Origin of the sequence: Vibrio sp. YT-15, assembly GCF_033337445.1 — a bacterium.
In the GTDB taxonomy this organism is placed as follows: domain Bacteria; phylum Pseudomonadota; class Gammaproteobacteria; order Enterobacterales; family Vibrionaceae; genus Vibrio; species Vibrio alginolyticus.
In genome coordinates, this window is sequence record NZ_JAWOQR010000014.1 from 62,906 (window position 1) to 81,599 (window position 18,694).

The 18,694-nt window shown below is 45.3% G+C and carries 14 protein-coding genes; 4 read left to right on the plus strand and 10 right to left on the minus strand.

The features are described from left to right. Nucleotides 1-7: 7 nt before the first annotated feature. The 8 genes from R7D93_RS20630 to R7D93_RS20665 form a co-directional block, all read right to left on the minus strand. On the minus strand, nucleotides 8-1,309 hold the full coding sequence (locus R7D93_RS20630; protein WP_225495998.1) for a BatD family protein: 1,302 nt from the start codon (nucleotides 1,307-1,309) through the stop codon (nucleotides 8-10). After that, nucleotides 1,306-3,036 carry a vWA domain-containing protein gene (locus R7D93_RS20635; RefSeq protein ID WP_137282691.1) on the minus strand — a complete coding sequence of 577 codons (1,731 nt, stop codon included), beginning with the start codon at nucleotides 3,034-3,036 and terminating at the stop codon, nucleotides 1,306-1,308. Before R7D93_RS20635 ends, R7D93_RS20630 begins: the two co-directional genes overlap by 4 nt. Then, nucleotides 3,029-4,099, minus strand: coding sequence for a vWA domain-containing protein (locus tag R7D93_RS20640; RefSeq protein ID WP_137282692.1), 1,071 nt, complete (start codon nucleotides 4,097-4,099; stop codon nucleotides 3,029-3,031). The genes R7D93_RS20635 and R7D93_RS20640 overlap by 8 nt, the downstream gene beginning before the upstream one ends. Before the next feature lies 1 nt (nucleotide 4,100). After that, nucleotides 4,101-4,670 carry a DUF4381 domain-containing protein gene (locus R7D93_RS20645; protein ID WP_225496000.1) on the minus strand — a complete coding sequence of 190 codons (570 nt, stop codon included), beginning with the start codon at nucleotides 4,668-4,670 and terminating at the stop codon, nucleotides 4,101-4,103. Further along, the gene (locus R7D93_RS20650) at nucleotides 4,671-5,633 is read right to left on the minus strand and encodes a DUF58 domain-containing protein (protein WP_054577822.1); all 963 of its coding nucleotides are present in this window, start codon (nucleotides 5,631-5,633) and stop codon (nucleotides 4,671-4,673) included. A gap of 12 nt (nucleotides 5,634-5,645) precedes the next feature. Then, a complete protein-coding gene (locus tag R7D93_RS20655; protein WP_005376549.1) occupies nucleotides 5,646-6,629 on the minus strand; it encodes an AAA family ATPase in 984 nt (327 codons plus the stop codon). 85 nt (nucleotides 6,630-6,714) lie between these two features. Further along, a complete protein-coding gene (locus tag R7D93_RS20660; protein WP_137282694.1) occupies nucleotides 6,715-8,016 on the minus strand; it encodes an anaerobic sulfatase maturase in 1,302 nt (433 codons plus the stop codon). 106 nt (nucleotides 8,017-8,122) lie between these two features. Further along, nucleotides 8,123-9,649, minus strand: a complete 1,527-nt coding sequence (locus R7D93_RS20665) for an arylsulfatase (RefSeq protein ID WP_017635363.1) — start codon at nucleotides 9,647-9,649, stop codon at nucleotides 8,123-8,125. A 140-nt stretch (nucleotides 9,650-9,789) separates the two neighbouring features. On the opposite strand from R7D93_RS20665, the gene R7D93_RS20670 reads away from it, so the two are divergent. Beyond that, nucleotides 9,790-10,647, plus strand: a complete 858-nt coding sequence (locus tag R7D93_RS20670; RefSeq protein ID WP_025767859.1) for a LysR family transcriptional regulator — start codon at nucleotides 9,790-9,792, stop codon at nucleotides 10,645-10,647. A 134-nt stretch (nucleotides 10,648-10,781) separates the two neighbouring features. Here R7D93_RS20670 and R7D93_RS20675 read toward each other — a convergent pair whose 3' ends face one another. Continuing rightward, a complete protein-coding gene (locus R7D93_RS20675; RefSeq protein ID WP_005376560.1) occupies nucleotides 10,782-12,329 on the minus strand; it encodes an arylsulfatase in 1,548 nt (515 codons plus the stop codon). Between the two features lie 306 nt (nucleotides 12,330-12,635). On the opposite strand from R7D93_RS20675, the gene R7D93_RS20680 reads away from it, so the two are divergent. From R7D93_RS20680 to R7D93_RS20690, 3 genes are all read left to right on the plus strand, one after another. Then, nucleotides 12,636-13,022, plus strand: coding sequence for a winged helix-turn-helix domain-containing protein (locus R7D93_RS20680; protein ID WP_005376561.1), 387 nt, complete (start codon nucleotides 12,636-12,638; stop codon nucleotides 13,020-13,022). A gap of 80 nt (nucleotides 13,023-13,102) precedes the next feature. Continuing rightward, the gene (locus tag R7D93_RS20685) at nucleotides 13,103-15,457 is read left to right on the plus strand and encodes a fatty acid cis/trans isomerase (protein ID WP_042520719.1); all 2,355 of its coding nucleotides are present in this window, start codon (nucleotides 13,103-13,105) and stop codon (nucleotides 15,455-15,457) included. Nucleotides 15,458-15,475: 18 nt separating this feature from the next. Next, entirely contained in the window at nucleotides 15,476-15,667 is a 192-nt protein-coding gene (locus R7D93_RS20690; protein ID WP_005376565.1) for a hypothetical protein, read from the plus strand. Between the two features lie 50 nt (nucleotides 15,668-15,717). Here the strand turns inward: R7D93_RS20690 and torS are convergent, their stop codons facing one another. Beyond that, nucleotides 15,718-18,681, minus strand: a complete 2,964-nt coding sequence (torS, locus tag R7D93_RS20695) for a TMAO reductase system sensor histidine kinase/response regulator TorS (protein ID WP_186585381.1) — start codon at nucleotides 18,679-18,681, stop codon at nucleotides 15,718-15,720. Between the last annotated feature and the right edge of the window lie 13 nt (nucleotides 18,682-18,694).

The following is an 18,694-nucleotide window of genomic DNA, read 5'->3' on the forward strand; positions in this document are numbered from 1 at the left end:
CCCCGTTTTATTCATTGCCATCTCTTCCAATGACTTTGTCCAGTTCTGGTAACGCTCGCGGAATACGGAATTTAAAGCGTTTTTGTTTGGTCTGGATTTTGCGCCACATCGACTTCATTAAATAAGCGCTATTTTCACCACTTTGCATTCGCGACGCACTTTTTTGCCACGATTCACTCGTATCGGCTTTGTACATTTCCAGCTCTGCCGTATTTAAACGCAATTGTTTGTACAATATGGTCCTTGCTTCAGACCAACGTTTAGCCTTTAACAAACGGTGGAACGTCAACCATGCTGGTGTCGGTCTGTTGCGGTAGTAACGTTTAATGGCTACCAATGAAATAATCACAAAACCCAGCAATACAAGCGTGGAAACAATCCATGCAAAGTACGTTCTGATGAAGGACTTCAACGTGTGCTTCGCGGCAAAAGTTTTGCCCTCTAACATCACCGTTTCCACTTGCTGAGTCTTACTGTTCCACCAAAGGAACTCATAATCTGGCAGGGTTAATTCACCACCTTGTTGAATCACGTACACACTCTCTTCTGTGCGTGTTGACTGGTAATCGCCACGTGTTTGCGTATCTGTCAGACGGTGAGGTTGAGGGTACGCTTGGTAACGGGTTGTTGATTCTCCTTTCAACAAGTCTGGTAGCAATACAGATAGTGAATCTTGAGCCGAAATGGTGATTTTACGCGTGATTGCATCCCCAACTTTGAGTGACTCAGTGGAGGTATCCCACTCTTGCTTTACCTCTACATCTGTTGCAGAAAACCAAGGTGTCTCACCACTCAGCAGGCCCGATGGCAATATGGTTTTGAACTTAATCGGCTGCGTGTAAAGTGTGCCTGACACCTTCTCGCCGTCCGGTGCAGACACCTGAACGCCCACTGCGACAGGTGGAATCACAAAATCACCAGAAGCTTGAGGATACAAAGTCACTTCCCAGCGTTGACGCGACCAAGTTTGCCCCTCTTTTTGCTCAGTAAAGTTGGTTGCTAGTTGATTACGCTGTTTGGCGATAACATTGGGTATTTCAATATTGCCAATTCTCGTACCACCCGTAAACCAACGCGGCGTTGCCACTTCGATGGTTAAAATAACTTGCTCATTGACGCTAAAACTTGGTGTTTTCCGCTTCTCTCCAGCCGTTGGTTGTTGACCAATCCACGCTTGTAACTCAACACCATGCTCTCGTTGAACGTCACGAATATCTTGAGCCAACACACTACTGCTCAGGAGGAAACCGAAACAGGTAACTAACCACAAGGGTAAAGCAAAGGGCCTAAAACGGTGGCTTTTCATCATTGCACCGCCTCCTCTGTATTTTCGTTCGCAGTAGAGGTTGATTCTCCGGTTTCTATTGAACGCAATTGAATCTGAAACTTCGCATTTAAGAAGTATTTAGGATCCGCTTCGACTCGCTTTAACCATTTGTCGGCTAATTCTTGGCTACCTAAGATGTCGTCTGCACTTAACGTCTCTTTAATCATCAACTCCGCTGACGTTTTTTCATCCGCCCCTTCTGCGGTTTGAGGGTTATCGCCTAGCTCGGTTGATGCTTCTTGCTCTGTTCCTGCCTGACTCTCACTCATCCGGTTGATGTCCTCTACAATACCACCAATCACTTTCAAGTTATGCTCAACATCCGGTCTTAGCCTCTCGCTCAACGTTGGCTTGTTGGCTAGGGATTTTAACAAGTCACGTGCAGCCAAATATTCACGCTGACGCGCCAATGCACTCGCCGCATTATAAAGACCGTAATCTCGAACCTCTTCGGACGGGTCGTTTTGCATCTCCAAAAACGCACTGTGCGCGAGTTCAAACTCGCTAGCGTAGTAGTACGCCGTACCTTTGCGTAATGGATCGACAAAGTGTTTCGCGGCTTCTAAATACGCTTGTTTGTTGAACAAACGCTGTCCTTGTTGATCTGGCGTTAGCCACAAATCCCACCACCATTGCGCCACCTTGTCGAAAGCCGTCACTTTTTGCACAACTTGTGGCTGCTCGGCTTTAACTGAAATGTTCTCGGCCATTGCACTGGTTGGCATCAATAACGTGCCGCTCATCATTACAATCACGCACCACTGCACTAACCACCCTTTTCTAAACCACAGCATCATGATCAGCGCGATTGGGAACAGAAGTTGATACCCCATGTCTTTCCAAGGCATTGAAGATTCGCCATTAAGCTGCATATTGCGCTCAACGTATCGGTTCAGTTGCTCGATATCACTGTTATCGACGGTCACTTCCACCAATCGACCGTTGGTCTGGCTGGCCAGTTTTTGTAGAGAATCCAAATCCATTGGGTTGTTACTCACAATGTCAGCGTTCCCTGCCGCAAGAATTAACAGTTGATAAGGTTTGCCCGAGAAATACGCTTGGTATTGCTCAATCGTGGCCGGGTTCACGCCGTCGCTCACCAACAGAACGGTGGAGCCTGGTTGACCTTGCAATTGTTGATCAATTAACGGCAAGGCTTTTTCGGCAAGCTTACCTTGCACGGGCATAATTTCTGGCGTAATGGCCGCCAAAAATGGGTCAAATACTTTGCTGTCTTGAGTTATAGGCATCGCCACATGAGCACTACCCGCGAACACGACTAAACCCGTTTTTCCGCCTTTTCGCGCAACTAACAAATCGCGTATTTTCTGTTTGGAACGCTCAAGGCGGCTTGGTGGGAGATCTTTTTGCAGCATCGATTCGCTGTTATCAAGCACCACCAGCAGAGAGGCTTTATCTTCGCCAAAGGGGGAAGATTCACGTTGCCACGTTGGGCCTGCACAAATCACAATGGCGATGAACACAATCAGCATCAAGAGCTTAAGCGGCAGTTGCTTACGCCAACCTCGCTCACCTATCGTCAAAGCATTGCGTAAATGTTCGGGCAGAATATCCTTCCAGCTTGGCTTGCTTTCTTCTCGCCAGCGTAACCACACCAAGAAAAACATGGGGACCAAAGCCAGTAACCACAGTGGTCGAATAAAATGAAACTGCGTAAAGAATTGCGTCCAACTAAGAGAATCAAACATCGCTCTCTCCTAATGATGATCGTGTAACAGCCCTTCTTTTAAGTGTTGCGACGCTGAACGCGAGCAAATGCATGATGACCACTAACGCCATCAAGTAATGATGAAGGCTTTGTTTTGGGCGGTATGTGGTGCTTTCGTAAAGTTGAGGTTCCAGTTTGCCTATTTCGTCGTAGGCAGCCGATAGTTCATCACGGTTGAGTGCTTCAAACGCTTCACCGCCGGATTCTTTCGCAATGCGATGAATCGTGTCCATATCCAACGCGGTTTCACCTATCGTTTCCGGATCGCCCATCGCAATGACGTGTACTCTCACGCCTTTGGCTTTCGCAACTTTCGCCGCATCAATCGGTTCAACAAAACTGCCCGTGTCGTTACCATCGGTTAATACAATCGCGACTTTTTCACGGTTTTGATCTTGTTCTAAAGCACCACGCGACTTATCGCTTTGCTCAAAAACTTTAATCGCTAAGCCAATCGCATCACCAAGATGGGTACTCTGCCCTGCCATTGCCACATCGGTTTGGTTAAGCAGTTCGAGCCACACTTTTTGGTCTGCGGTAAATGGCGTTTGCACGAAAGCAGCATCACCAAAAAGCACCAAGCCTAATCGGTCACCTTTACGAGACTGAACAAACTCCGACAGCACTTCTTTTGCCGCATCAAGACGAGAAATTTTTTCGCCTGTACGTGAGGTGAAATCTGGCTCGGCCATGGAGCCCGAAAGATCCACCACCACCATCACATCGCGGCCTAAACTCTCGCGAACTTGAGGCTCGCCTAACACGGTGGGTTTTGCCATCGCACACACCACCAAAAGCCATGAAAGAATTAACGTTGCTCGTTGCCACCAACTCGGGGTCAACTGGCTTGCACCTTCTGATGGCGTCTCGCCAATCGCTTCCACCAGCTGACTAAAAAACGGCACTTTGATCGCCATTTGCTTAGTGCGATATGCGGGCACCAAGTAGTACACCACCAACGGCAAGGGCAAAACCAGAAACCACATTGGGTGAGCAAATTCAAAACCAGACAAACCAGTTAGCGATACAAGAAGATCATTCATGTTAACCTCCCTGATGTGCTTTGCGTTTCAATCGTGGTGATTTCTTTGCCGCGCTTTTTTGAGCATCACCACGGTGTTCACTCACCCAGTTTTTCGCACGAGCAATTAGCGTTACACGATCTTCGTTGGTTAGCGTAACGCTTGGGTCAACAATACTTTGTAGCCAGCACTTTGAAAGCTCATCGTTAAAAACCATTTGCGAGTTTGCTTGAGAATCTTCGGTTTGCGGATACAGCGCATCGAGCTTGCGCAGAAAGGCGGTATCAAACAATTTCGCGTTGCGGCTATCAATTTGAATCAGCACTACTTTAAGCACCGAGAACAATGCTTTAGGCATATCTTTGTCGCTCGATTTGATTTGCGAAATCGCCATTAGAGCTTCTTTTCGGTAACGATTATGCCACCATTGCCGAGCCAATCGATATACGACGTACACCAATGCAATGAGCACAACCGCCGCTAAAATTTTCCAGCCAATAGTTTGCGGGTACCAACTCACGCTAGATGGTACGGCCACATCATGCAGCTCTCTGAGTATGTAGGTACTCGGAGGCGTAGGAAGATCACTCATTTAACGCCCTCCTACCAGTTTTTGAAATTGTTTAATGTGCTCGCCTGTCGTATCGAGTTCGATGTGCGGAAGGTGTTTCATCGCCATAAGTTGAGAGAGTGATTGACGCTGTAAGCTAGTTCGAGCCTCAAGCTTTGCGCTCGCAGCTTCTACCTTTGCTTTGCTGTCTAAGTTGAGTTGATACTGCCCATCACCAACCACCCATTTCGATTTTGCCAAATCGTCCGGTAACGTTTGTTCTAATGGGTCACTAACCATCACTGCGAGAACATCATTGTGCTGTTGCAGCTGTTTAAGGTGATCAAGATGGTGCTCCTCGCAGTCGCTCCAGTCGCTGATAAAAATCAAAGTGGATTGCTTGAGCTTCATACGTTTAATGAGCTCAATCCATTGACTGAACGTTACTTTTTCGGAATTGCGGGAGTCCACATTGAGCGATTGATTGGCTTTAGCGAGACGTTTAAGTTGCGCCAGAAGATCGTTTTGCGAACGCTGTGCCTTGCTGTGAAACAACGCCTGCTGGGATGCGATGACAAAACCGACTCGGTCGCCATCTTTTAATACTCGCCACCCACACATCGCTGCGATCTCTGCCGCGACAACCGATTTCATTACTTGCGTCGAAGCAAAAAACATTGTGCTTCTCTGGTCGACACACACGATTACGTTGCGATCTTTTTCTTCTGTATAACTGCGTACGTGCGGCTTACCCGTACGCATCGTAACTTTCCAATCAAGGTTACGAATATCGTCACCTAATTGGTAATGACGCAGCTCTTCGAAGTTCAATCCACGACCGCGAAACAGCGAATTGTGTCGACCAGAGAGTACACTACCCGCTTTTAGGTGAGGAAGTAAACTGAATGATTCTGCTTGTGCTTGCAGACGTACTAAACGAGCGTAATCGCAGTACAAACGGGGATCCATCCCCTGTGATTTTGGCGCAAGAGTTGGCTTAGCCATAATGCCTCCCACTTATCCAATTTCTACACAATCTAGCAGCTCTTGCACGACTCGTTGGTGATCGACTCCGTCTGCTAGTGCATCGTAGGTCAAAGAAAAACGGTGGCCCAATACAGACGGAACCATGGCACGCACATCGTCAGGAGTCACATGGTCACGTCCTTGCATCCACGCATACGCACGAGCGCACTTGTCGAGAGCGATGGAAGCACGAGGACTAGAGCCAATCTCAATCCATTTTGCTAAGTTTGAATCAGCATAACGCTCTGGCTTACGAGTCGCCATCACTAACGCAACGATGTAGTTTTCCACTAGGTCTGATACCACGATGTTTGGTAACTGACGGCGCGCTTCTAGCACCACGTCTGGCTCGATGTGTTTTGGCGTAATAATTTCGCTGCTGGTTTCCGCACCCAATTCTTCACTGCGCACCAAACGAATGATGTCACGTTCTGCGTCATCTTCTGGATAATCGACGGTAACCTTCATGATAAAGCGGTCCATTTGCGCTTCTGGCAGTGGGTACGTGCCCTCTTGCTCTACTGGGTTTTGCGTTGCAAGCACCATAAATAAGTCTGGCAATACGTGAGTTTTATCGCCTACTGTGATTGTGCCTTCGGCCATGGCTTCAAGCAGTGCCGCTTGTACTTTGGCAGGTGCACGGTTGACCTCATCAGCAAGTACAATGCTGTTAAAAATGGGCCCAGGTTGAAAGTGGAGTTGCGGCTTACCATCCAGCTCTTGATAAACCTCAGTACCCGTCACGTCAGATGGTAAAAGATCCGGCGTAAACTGGATTCGACCAAAACTGGTGTTTAACAAGTTCGCCAACGATTTTACGGAACGTGTTTTTGCCGTTCCCGGTAAACCTTCTAGCAGAATATGCCCATTTGTTAATAACCCGATGACTAAAGCTCGAACCACGTGGCTTTGTCCAATGACGCTTTTTTCTGTTTGTTCGATGAGTTCTTTTATCGCTTGTTGTGCGTGGTTCATAGGATACCTTTTCAATGGTTTAAGCCGTCTTTTCGATAGTTAAGTATAAGAACAAATGAAATAACTTAAGGTTATATTCACTATGTTATCTTTGCGGTTCTTGAGATTGGAGAAGTTGTGCAAGACCAACCAACATCGGTAACGCATAATCAAAGAACATTTTGATTCCCGAACACAAATAGTTTAGACCACTCTCACCATTCGGCGTTTTGATCAAACGGTTTTTTGGGCACTCACCCCAACAATAAGGCAAGTAAGGGCATTGCTTACAATACGTCGGCAATGAATCGCGTTTTGCCATGCCAAAAGTATATTGTCTTGTAGAGAAGGCCATTTCATTCAGTGAGTGTTCATGAATGTTGGCGAGTTTGTATTCTGGATACACATAGTGGTCGCAACTGAACACGTCGCCATTGTGCTCAATCGCCAACCCTTTGCCACAAAACTCCGCCGTCACGCAAAGCTGAGACGGTTTCTCCATTACTTGCGCCACCGCGGTTTCAAACAGATTAACCAGCACACGGCCAAGATCGTTATTCACCCACTCTTCAAAGGTCGCCATTAAAAAGCGTCCCCAGTCTTCAGGATCGACTGACCAATCCGTTACAATCGACATAGGATGCCCCGGTTTAGCCAGATCACTGCCTTTGGTTGGGATCATCTGTTCGTTCCAAAACTGCGGCGCGGTTGTTTGGAAGTTGTTGGCTTCTACCACCGGCGCAAACTGAATATAAGTCACACCCAATTCTTGGGTTAAAAATCGATATACTTCGAGCGGGTATTTCGCATTGTGACGATTCACCGTGACCAACGCGTTGAATTTCACGCCATGCGCTTTGAGCTTATCTACCGCTTTCATCACGAGATCAAACGTTGGCTTACCGCTGCGGGTTTTGCGATATTTGTCGTGCAGCTCTCGTGGTCCATCAATCGACAAGCCAACTAGGAAGTTGTGCTCTTTTAAAAACGCACACCACTCATCGTTTAGCAAAATGCCGTTGGTCTGAAGGTCGTTTTCAATGCGAACGCCTTTCGGCTGATATTTCTTTTGCAAAGCTACGACATTGCGGAAATAGTCCAACCCAAGCAGCGTCGGCTCCCCGCCCTGCCATGAGAATACAATTTCTTCGCCATCCTGACTTTCGATATAGCTTTTCACGAACGCTTCCAGTGTTGCGTCGTCCATTTTTGGCTGCTTTTCTTGGTGCAGTAGATTTTCTTTATGCAGATAAAAGCAGTACTGACAATCGATGTTGCACTTTGCTCCGCCTGGCTTTGCCATCACATGGAATCGACGGTCATACGCGCCCAGAACAGGCGCTTTAGACGCCGTTTTAAGAGGAACAATAGGCATAGTAGTAGAATGGCGAGGGGAAATCTTACTCATACGTTTCTCACTATTACATATACCCAAATAACCTCGTGAGCGCTGTACAGCAAAAGTGAAGCTATTTGGGTATATAGCGCTCCAAAAAGCGCTATATAATCTTAATTTACTTAGAAGACTTAGGTACGAACGAACCTGCTTCCATACGAGGCGGGAATTCTTTGAATGTACCCATCACCTCTTTCACTGTATCCATTGCTGGCATCATTAAGAATGAACGCTCGTACATCCAACGAGAATAACCCATGCCTTGATCGCCTCGTTCAAATGGATCAATGCTCAAGTCAAAGATCAGTGGCACACGAAGTTTAGTGAACGGCTTACGCCATACATCCATACCCGTTTCATTCTCTTGAATCATAAAGTGGAACTTGTACTTTCCTTGGCGCAATGCCACAAGATCGCCGTCGTCGCTCCAGTAAACGAACTCATTTCGTGCGGATTTGTCTGACTTACCCGTTAAATATGGCAGTTGGTTGTAACCGTCTAGGTGAACTTTGTAGTCCATATCGCCAACTTTTTTGCCTTTTAGCAGTTCGTCTTTAACTTTGGTATCACCTGCCGCAGCAACTAGTGTCGGGAAAAAGTCCTCTAATGACATCATGCCGTTGAATGTTTTACCTGCCTCAATTTTTCCAGGCCATTTAATCAACATTGGCACACGGAAACTCCCTTCCCAGCCAGTGTTTTTCTCTGAGCGGAACGGTGTCATCCCTGCATCCGGCCACAAATCAACCATAGGGCCGTTGTCAGTGGTGTAAACAATGATTGTATTGTCATCCACACCTAACTCTTTGATCTTGTTAAGTAGCTGACCGATTTGGTCATCGTGCTGCTTAACACCATCCGCGTAGAAACCGGCACCTGTTTTACCTTGGTATTCTTCAGGAACATGTGTGAAGTTGTGCATGCGAGTGGTGTTAAACCAAGTAAAGAACGGCTTGTCCGCTTTTACTTGTTTTTCTATGAAGCTTTCTGCGGCATCAAGAAACTCACCATCAACATTTTCCATACGCTTACGCGTAAGTGGACCGGTATCTTCGATTTTGCCGTCAGCGTAAGAATGGATAACGCCACGAGGGCCAAATTTCTTCTTGAACTCCGGATCTTTAGGGTAATCCACGTTCTCTGGCTCTTCTTCTGCGTTCAAGTGGTATAGGTTGCCGAAGAATTCATCAAAACCGTGGTTGGTAGGAAGATGCTCGTCTCGGTCACCTAAATGGTTCTTACCAAATTGTCCGGTTGCGTAACCCATTTGTTTAAGCACGGTTGCAATCGTCGGATCTTTTTCCGAGATACCTTCCGGAGCGCCTGGTAAGCCCACTTTTGATAGACCTGTACGTTTTGGCATTTGACCAGTGATAAATGCAGAACGGCCTGCTGTCGAGCTTTGCTGTGCGTAGAAGTTAGTGAACTTCGCACCCTCTTTAGCAATGCTATCGATGTTTGGCGTGTTGTACGCCATCATGCCTTGGTTATAGGTACTAAGGTTCCAGTAACCAACATCATCACCAAAGATGACAAGAATGTTGGGTTTGTCCGCTGCATGTGCAACTGCAGATGCAGCGCCCAAAGCTAACGTACATGCGTTAAGTACGAGTTTTTTACTGCTCGTTTTGGTCGCATTTTTCATATTATCTCCAAGAGTTCGCTAGTGCGTAAAAATGGTATTCGCTTTTCAATACCATTGTTGATATAAGATAAAGCACTAATTTCAGGCGATAAATGCAGTCAAAATTAGTTAACCTATAAATTAAATTTATGAGTGACGTTATGGACTTGAATTTGATCCAAACTTTTCTTGTTGTTGCGGAGTTTCAATCTTATACAAAAGCCGCGGAACAATTAGGGCTTACACAACCTGCTGTGAGCGCTGCAATAAAGCGTTTAGAGCAAGTCGTCGATAAGCAATTATTCGTTAAAAAAGGGCGAGGTATCGCACTAACCTCCACCGCTTATCAATTACTGCCGCAATTCCAGCAAGCGGTTAATATTATTGACAATGCGATATCTGATAAAAATCATTTTGAAGTGTGTTGTTCGGAAATTTTGTTGCACATTATGGACCCGATAAAGAACACTATTTTTTATGAATCACCACCCGAAAAATTCCTATTATTTGAGCTGTTAAGACAACAAAAAGTCGATCTAGTAATCGATACGGTGATCACGAAAGATGCAGCGTTTATTATTGAAGATGCCTATGAGGAAGAAGCCGTGGTTATCTGTCGTGAGAACCATCCCCGTGTACACGGCACGCTCACAAAAGAGCAATTTTATGAGGAAACTCACTGTTTATTTTCAGGAAAATGGAACAACATGTCGGGGTTCGAGCAACTAGCAAAGGAAACAATTCAAGAAAGAAAAGTCGACTTGATCACATCTTCGCTAGCGGGCATGGCGCTGTATGTCGCCCAAAGAGACAGTTTAGGGATCGTGTCTCAATCTTTTGCAAACAAGTGGAGCAAAGCGCTCAAACTTCAAATTTTGCCCTGCCCCATTTCGATACGCTCTATCCCTTACAAGTTCGTCTACCATAAGCGAGAGGTAAACAACCCAGCCCACATCGCTCTACGTGAAAAAATCAAAGCCAACTTAACGGCAGCCCACTACGAACCAATTTGTTTATAACTCTTGTCAATTGAAGCGTTAGGCGTTTTCGTCCTCAAGCTTTCTACAAAGCTGAATAGATAGAATTTTACAGATAAAAAAGAGGCTCATTTTAATGAGCCTCTTTCTATATGTGATACTTCACTTAGCTTTTCCTACTTATTTGGGTTCTCTTTTAGTTTCTCCATCACTTGATCGAGCGAGAAGCTTGCTGCTTTTTGCCTTGGTGGGAACTCTTTAAACGTTTCAAGGAATCTGCCTACGTAAGCTTGCGCAGGAACAAGCATGTAAGCACGGTCTAGCATCCAATCGTAGTAAGTGTTAGAAGTGATATCAGCCACTTCGTAAGGATCCATACGCAAGTTGAAGATCTTAGGAACACGAAGTGTGGTGAATGGTTCAGCCCAAATACGCAACGTACCTTTTGCTCGTTGCTCCATAAAGACCAGCTTCCATTTGTTATAGCGAAGTGCAGTTAAGTCTCCATCATCTGAGAAGTAAAAAATTTCTTCTCGTGGGGCCTTATCCTCTTTACCAGTCAAATATGGTAGGAAGTTATAGCCGTCTAGGTGAACTTTGAATTTCTTACCATTCGCACTATAACCTTTGAGCAATTTCTCTTTGATATTGTCATCACCCGCGGCAGCAACGAACGTTGGCATCCAGTCCATGTGATGCATGATATCATTCGAAACAGAGCCAGCTTTAATTTTACCCGGCCAACGTACCATCGCAGGAACTCGGTACGCACCTTCCCAGTTGGTATTTTTCTCTCCACGGAATGGCGTTGTACCTGCATCTGGCCACGAGTTCATGTGTGGGCCATTATCGGTGGAGTAAAAGACGATTGTGTTGTCTTTAATACCCAAATCATCCACTTTTTTCAGTAGCTGACCTACATGGTTATCATGCTCGACCATACCATCTGCATACTCGCTGATACCTGTTTTTCCAGAGTTCTCTTCTTTCACATGAGTACGGAAGTGCATACGAGTTGCGTTCCACCAGACAAAGAAAGGTTTTTCAGCCTTGACGGCACGATCCATAAAGTCGAGTGCCGCATCTAACGTCTCTTCATCCACGGTTTCCATGCGCTTGCGAGTTAGAGGCCCTGTATCTTCAATTTTGCCATCAGCGTACGAACGGATAACGCCGCGCGGACCGAACTTTTTACGAAACTCAGGATCTTTAGGATAATCGACGTTTTCTGGCTCCTCCTCGGCGTTCAAGTGATAAAGGTTGCCAAAAAATTCATCGAAGCCGTGATTAGTAGGAAGGTGCTCATCTTTATCACCTAAGTGGTTTTTACCAAATTGCCCTGTCATATAGCCCATCGGCTTCAGCATTTCGGCAATGGTTGCGTCCTCTTCCTTCAAGCCAAGATCAGCACCTGGAAGCCCCACTTTACTCAAACCTGTTCTAAGAACGGTTTGGCCCGTAATGAAAGTAGAACGGCCCGCTGTACAAGATTGCTCACCGTAATAGTCAGTGAACATCATGCCTTCTTTGGCGATACTGTCTATATTTGGTGTTTTGTACCCCATCAAGCCAAACGTGTAAGCACTGAGATTGGACTGGCCAATATCATCACCCCAAATGACGAGAATATTTGGTTTCTCTGCTGCGATACTGCTACTTGTCGCACCGATTAAAGCGGCGGCAAGAATCGCTAATCGGCGTTTAACGCCATATTTCGCTGTCATATAAACCTCTGTGTGTATTAGAAAAGTGCTTCCTGCAACAGAATGTATAGTTCACAAATAGCGGATAAGCGAATTTACTAAATGAGAATTCTTTCTATCTTCGCCTAACATTACACCGTTATTTGTAGCTAATACGCACTCCAATAGCACTTTAGTTCAGAGCGCCATCGCACCATTCATCACTACTATTAATCTCAAATATTAAGATTGTCTACGCATATCACAGTGCTCATAAAGTACCTGATTGCTTTTATATAAATATTAATGATAATACGTTTTACTACTATTAATAATTAAGGTACCCGTGTGCTTGACTCCAAGGTTTCAAATGGAAAAACTTCCCAATGCCAACACAACGGCGTTCACCATAATGATGAGGAGCTATTACTAGATAAGCGCACTCACTCTGTGGTACTCAATTACCTGCCAAACAAGAAATCTGTTCAGTTAACAAGCATTCAATTTAAGCTGCTGCAAACTCTCACTCACCATCAAGATCAAGTACTTAGTAAGCATTTTCTTTACGAAACAGTACTAAAACGTGAATTTACTGAACATGATCGAGCACTCGATATGCACATGAGCAGAATGAGAAAGCGTCTAGTTCACGAAGGCGTTCCAACAGACAGAATTCAGACAGTCCACCGCCAGGGTTACATTTTCAAGCGCTCAGACAATCAACAGAAAAATTAACGCTAATTGACCCAACTTTTGGTAATTGACCGCTTATTTTGCTTTAATTAATGCAAATTCTAATCACGTAAAATAACTCAATGAATTTGCGCTTAATTTTTACACTTTGCATTGCTACTTTGTTTGCCGGCTGTGCAACCTATGCTGGTCTTAACTATGACCAACTGTTTGGTCCACAGCTCGTGCGTGAACGCACAGTTGACGTGGAAACCCCTCAAGCAAACTTCTTCCAAAGCGAAGTTAAACCCATTATGGATAACCGCTGTGTCGTCTGCCACGCGTGCTACGATGCACCATGTCAACTTAAGCTCTCTTCTGTTGAGGGCATTGACCGTGGTGCGAGTAAAGCACTGGTATATGAAGGAACAAGACTCACAGCCGCAGCACCAACACGCTTATTCGAAGATGCAGAAACAACCCAAGAGTGGCGCGATGCGGGTTTTCATCCGGTTCTCAACGAACGTGATCAAAGCATGGCAGCCAACATTGATGCAGGCCTTATCGCACGTTTGCTACAACAAAAAGAGCGCCACCCATTGCCTGACCAAGTCCAGTTAGAAGGCTTTGACTTTTCGATAGACCGAGAGCAAACCTGTCCGACGATTGAAGAATACGAGCAATACGAAAAGGATAACCCGACCTGGGGAATGCCTTTTGGTATGCCAAACCTATCAAACAGTGAATACCACACACTCATGACTTGGTTGGAAAACGGCGCAATAATGAACGTTCACCGACCTGTTAGTGAGAAAGAGCAAGCGCAAATAGATAAGTACGAAGCATTACTTAACCACTCTGATTTGAAAAATCAGCTGATGGCTAGGTATATATATGAGCATTTATTTTTATCTCATCTCTACTTTTCGGAACTCGATGAAGATCCCCGATTCTTCACGCTCGTCCGCTCTGCTACACCACCAGGACAGCCCGTCAAACGTATTTCAACGCGTCGCCCGTACGATGATCCAGGGGTTGAACGTGTGTTTTATCGAATTATTCCAGAGCAAGGGACCATAGTAGATAAAACTCACATGCCATTCGCGTTAAACAAGCAACGCATAGAGAACTGGAAAACTTGGTTTATTGATGCTGATTACATGGTTAGTCAGCTACCGAGTTATGAACCAGAAGTTGCTGCAAACCCGATGACATCATTCATCGACCTTCCAGTGAAGTCGCGCTTTAAGTTCATGCTAGATAATGCACAAAATACAATAATGGCATACATCAAAGGCCCAGTTTGTCGTGGCCAACTGGCATTGAATGTTATCAATGATCGCTTTTGGGTGTTTTTCCTTGATCCAGATAAAGCAGACATCCCAGAAGTAAATGAGTTTTACCGATCTCAGGCTGATAATCTAAAACTGCCGGCAGAGCAAGAAAGTAACACGCTACCTGTTACCAACTGGGTCAAGTACGCGCGTCAACAAGCTCGCTACCTAGAGGCTAAATCTGAGTTCACTAATAACTGGTTTAAAGAAGGTGAAAACCTATCCACCGATGTAATTTGGGATGGTAATGGCACCAACCATAATGCGGCATTAACGATATTCCGCCATTTTGATAGTGCTTCTGTTGTTCAAGGGTTAGTTGGTGAGCAGCCTAAAACAGTGTGGATTCTTGACTACGCGCTACTAGAGCGTATCCACTATTTGCTTGTTGCTGGGTTTGACGTTTACGGTAACTTCGGCCATCAGCTCATGACACGAATGTTTATGGACTTCTTGCGTCTAGAAGGCGAAAGTAACTTTATCTCTTTGTTACCCGCCGATATGCGCCATGAACTTCAATCTAGCTGGTATAAAGATCAAAGCCCGCAGTTGAGTGACTTTTTACAACGAAATGTGAAGCCGTTTAACCAACCAACCAGCGTTCAGTATAAGAGTGACGATCCAAAAACGGAGTTGGTGGAGTTGTTGAGAGAACATGTCTCAGGTGTGCTTCTGCCTCGCTACGAAATTCAAGATACGGCTCTTTCTGCGAGTAATGAAAAACAACTAAAACGCATTGACCACGTTCGTGGTGAAGGCCTGAAAACCGTTCCGCAAATCACTATGCTTATGGTGAGAAGTCAATCAGGGGAAGATGAACTGTTCACCTTACTTCACAACAATGCACACACAAACATCTCTAGCTTGTTTGATGAAGAAAGTAACCGTGACTTTGCTAACGATGACATGACCATTGTACGCGGCGTTGTGGGAAGCTACCCTGCGGCATTTTTCTCGATCAACGAAAACCAAGTAAAAGATTTTGTCGATCAATTTAGTGCCATCCAAAACGAGTCCGATTACGTTAAGTTATTGGATAATTTTGCGATTCGTAGAAGCTCAGAAAAATTCTGGTCATTTAGCGATCGTTTACACAATTGGTACCGTACAAAACAACCGATCGAATTTGGATTACTTGACTATAATCGTTTTGAGAATCGATGATGATTTAAGGGGGTTCTCATGGGTATCCGAGATAACATTGCCGCTCTTGAACAACAGATTTACGTTGCTTGTTCTGAGGGAGACTACGAAACGGTCAATATGCTTGAGCATCAACTCGAATACTTGCGTGGCAAAGTGGAACATCCTTTTGATGATGACCCTTATGCCCTAGACACTCGATTCGAGTGGGAAGATGACATGACCGAATAGAAAAAACCTCCGGAAAGCCGGAGGTTTTTTTATTTTCAATGCTCGATGGATTACTTCGCCATTAACTCATCCAGAGCTTGAATTGATGCAGACACTTGAGAAACTAAATCATCTTTAGTCGCATTATAGGTATCTAAAGGTTGAGCCGCGGCTTCAATTGCTTGGCAAGCGTTCATTAATGCAGTTAGTCCTAAACTTCCCGCGCTGCCCTTTAATTTATGGGCAAGGTTCTTTACTTCTTTACTATCATTGTCCTCAGCAGACGCTTGCAGTTTGCTTAATACATCAGTGCTGGTGGATCTAAACAGATTAATAATGTGCAACATCTTATCTCTGCCCAAGATTTTCATATCGGACTCAATCACGCTCGGATTAATGATAACCACATCGGGTTCCTTTGTTTTAGGTGCTTGAACGACCTTTAATTGTAGCTCTTGTTCTTGAGGCGAAATTTGATCAAACGGGGTACAGTCGGCATTTTGTGGCAACAACAACGGCTTTCCGTCTAGCGCATCCTGAATCAATGCCGCGAGTGCCTCTTTTGCCAATGGCTTAGGCAAGTATCCGTCAAAACCAGCAGCTAGATAGCGCTCAACTTCTTCCGCAAAAACGTGCGCAGACACTGCAATCATTGGCGTGACGGCAAGCGCTTTATTGGCCGGCTTATCACACTCAATCCGCTTTAAGCGTTGGATCAACTCAGTTCCATCACAATCAGGGAGGTTGATGTCGACCAAAGCGATATCAAAATCTTGTGTGCTGATCAGTTGCTCTGCTTGTGAGCCGTTTTCTGCCATCACGACTTGGTGCCCCATGCTTTCTAGAAAGCCTTCCGCGACCACTCGGTTGACTTCATTATCTTCTACTAGCAAGACCTTTGCTTTCACTTTGCAACGTGCGGTTGCCACGGTTCCTGTTTCAATAGGTTCGCTTTCCTCTAACGGAATAGAGAACCAGAATCGGCTACCATTTCCCTCTTCGGAATCGACTTCTAAAACACCGCCCATCGCTTCAATGATTCGCTTACTGATGGCAAGTCCAAGCCCCGTGCCTCCAGTTTGGCTCATCCCACCTTCAGCTTGCGTGAAGGCATCAAACAACGTTCTCTGGTATTTTTTGGCAATTCCTATTCCAGTGTCTGATACTTCAAACAGGACTTGCGACTCGTCCTCAGGGTTCAGGCTAACGTAGATATCAATTTCTCCTTCGTCAGTGAACTTAATCGCGTTACCAACGAGATTGTTCAGCACCTGACTGATTCTGGTGACATCCCCTTTCCAGTAGCGACTAACATCACTTTCAATATGGTAGGAGAACAGCAGCTTCTTCTCTTGTGCTCGACTGTTCATTAACTGGAAAGTGTCCTCCACCATTTGGTGTAAATCAAAGCCCATGTGACGAATTTCTAAATGCCCCGCTTCAATCTTGGAGTAATCCAGTACATCATTAAGGATCGCGAGCAACGTTTTACCACTACGATTAATGATTTCCGCATAACGCTTTTGAATTGGGTTGAGGCCTGAGTCAATCAACAAGCGTGCTGTCCCCAACACTCCGTTCATTGGCGTTCTTATCTCATGGCTCATCGTCGCCAAGAATGCCGATTTTGCTCGGCTCGCTTGCTCTGCTTGCTTGCGAGCTTTAGCGTGATTCAAAACCTCTTCATTCAAACGGCGGTTTGCTTGTTTTAACTGCGAAGTGCGCTGCTCAACGAGCTCTTCTAAATGCTCTTTATGCTCCTCAAGCTCTCGCTTGGCTTGAGCTTCACCCTCTGCTACCACTTTTAGTGCTTGCGCGGTATTACGAGCCGTGATGATGGCCTGCCCCATATGCGCCAACTCATCTTTGCCTTTCACTTCCAACTCAACCGCTAAGTTACCCTGCGCCACAGACAGCAACGCAGCGGAATATTCAGCTAACCGCTTCACAACAGAAAGGTACACCACACGCCATAAAATCAGCACCAATACAATCAAACCAACAATTGAAATAACGGTTAAAGACCACTGAGCGAATTTCAGTGTGCTGGTCAATTGGTCTACAGCGACGGTAGTGGTTTTGTTTGAATCATCAACCAATTTGTTGACCGTGCCATTAAGCTCTGAGAACAACTCTAATGTCTTTTGCATCAGTTGTTGTGACTGTTCGTTATTCTCGTATTGCTGCATCAGTATAGAAAATACGACCTGACGCTTACCAAGCTCTATGAGCAGTTGGCTCATTTGCTTAGAGCGCGTAGGATCTTCCACAGCGAGTACACGGCGTTGCATGATTTTGAGGTTGCTATCGAAATCACTTTGAACCTGTTGAATTCGCTCAATATTCGTTAATGTCCGAGCCTCTTCAATCTGATTCAACATTTTAAAGGCCAACAAGTGCAGTTCATGTAATCGCTCAGTCAGATCAAGATCGACCTCCACCAGTGCATCTAGCGCCTGATAAACTTGCGATTTTTTATTCGATTCTAATAAGTCATAAATATGCGTGACGTTAGCAACAGCAATGGTGCTTGTATTCTGAACTTGCGTACGAGTTAGTTGTTCTAGCTCTTCACTGAGCAGACGCATTTCTTCAACACGAGTATCTATCTCTTTTGCAAGCCACAGCTTTTTTTCAACCGAAACACCGAGTTCTGCCAAATTGTCGATAACGTTCTGGACGTTATTCTCTAAAGCTTCTAACAATTGAGAATCGAACGACTCACTCCCGAGCTCCTTGATGTGAGTGAGTAAAGACTCGAGCTGTTCGAACAGCACTCGCCCTGACTCCTTTCTTTCCTGCTCGTTTCTTGCGTTCGACAACATTTGTACAGACGAAATAATACGAGTACTCAACTCAGAGACTTGCCTCGCCTCAATCATGGCGGGAATCGCAGAATCCACGACATTTCTTTCGGTTTTGGCAACCAAAGAAAATCCAGACACACCAATAAGTGCCGATAACATGACCAGTATTGCCATCGCAATGAAAGACAACAAAAGTTTACGACCGATGCTTGCAGTTGCTAGCAGCATATTTTCATGACCT

Bases quoted from the DNA above. Each gene is read 5' to 3' on its own strand.
- R7D93_RS20660 (WP_137282694.1), bottom strand. From the start codon at position 8,016: ATGAGTAAGATTTCCCCTCGCCATTCTACTACTATGCCTATTGTTCCT.
- R7D93_RS20635 (WP_137282691.1), bottom strand. From the start codon at position 3,036: ATGTTTGATTCTCTTAGTTGGACGCAATTCTTTACGCAGTTTCATTTT.
- R7D93_RS20675 (WP_005376560.1), bottom strand. From the start codon at position 12,329: ATGACAGCGAAATATGGCGTTAAACGCCGATTAGCGATTCTTGCCGCC.
- R7D93_RS20685 (WP_042520719.1), top strand. From the start codon at position 13,103: ATGAATTTGCGCTTAATTTTTACACTTTGCATTGCTACTTTGTTTGCC.
- R7D93_RS20665 (WP_017635363.1), bottom strand. From the start codon at position 9,649: ATGAAAAATGCGACCAAAACGAGCAGTAAAAAACTCGTACTTAACGCA.
- R7D93_RS20630 (WP_225495998.1), bottom strand. From the start codon at position 1,309: ATGATGAAAAGCCACCGTTTTAGGCCCTTTGCTTTACCCTTGTGGTTA.
- R7D93_RS20690 (WP_005376565.1), top strand. From the start codon at position 15,476: ATGGGTATCCGAGATAACATTGCCGCTCTTGAACAACAGATTTACGTT.
- R7D93_RS20655 (WP_005376549.1), bottom strand. From the start codon at position 6,629: ATGAACCACGCACAACAAGCGATAAAAGAACTCATCGAACAAACAGAA.
- R7D93_RS20650 (WP_054577822.1), bottom strand. From the start codon at position 5,633: ATGGCTAAGCCAACTCTTGCGCCAAAATCACAGGGGATGGATCCCCGT.
- R7D93_RS20640 (WP_137282692.1), bottom strand. From the start codon at position 4,099: ATGAATGATCTTCTTGTATCGCTAACTGGTTTGTCTGGTTTTGAATTT.
- R7D93_RS20645 (WP_225496000.1), bottom strand. From the start codon at position 4,670: ATGAGTGATCTTCCTACGCCTCCGAGTACCTACATACTCAGAGAGCTG.
- torS (WP_186585381.1), bottom strand. From the start codon at position 18,681: ATGCTGCTAGCAACTGCAAGCATCGGTCGTAAACTTTTGTTGTCTTTC.
- R7D93_RS20670 (WP_025767859.1), top strand. From the start codon at position 9,790: ATGGACTTGAATTTGATCCAAACTTTTCTTGTTGTTGCGGAGTTTCAA.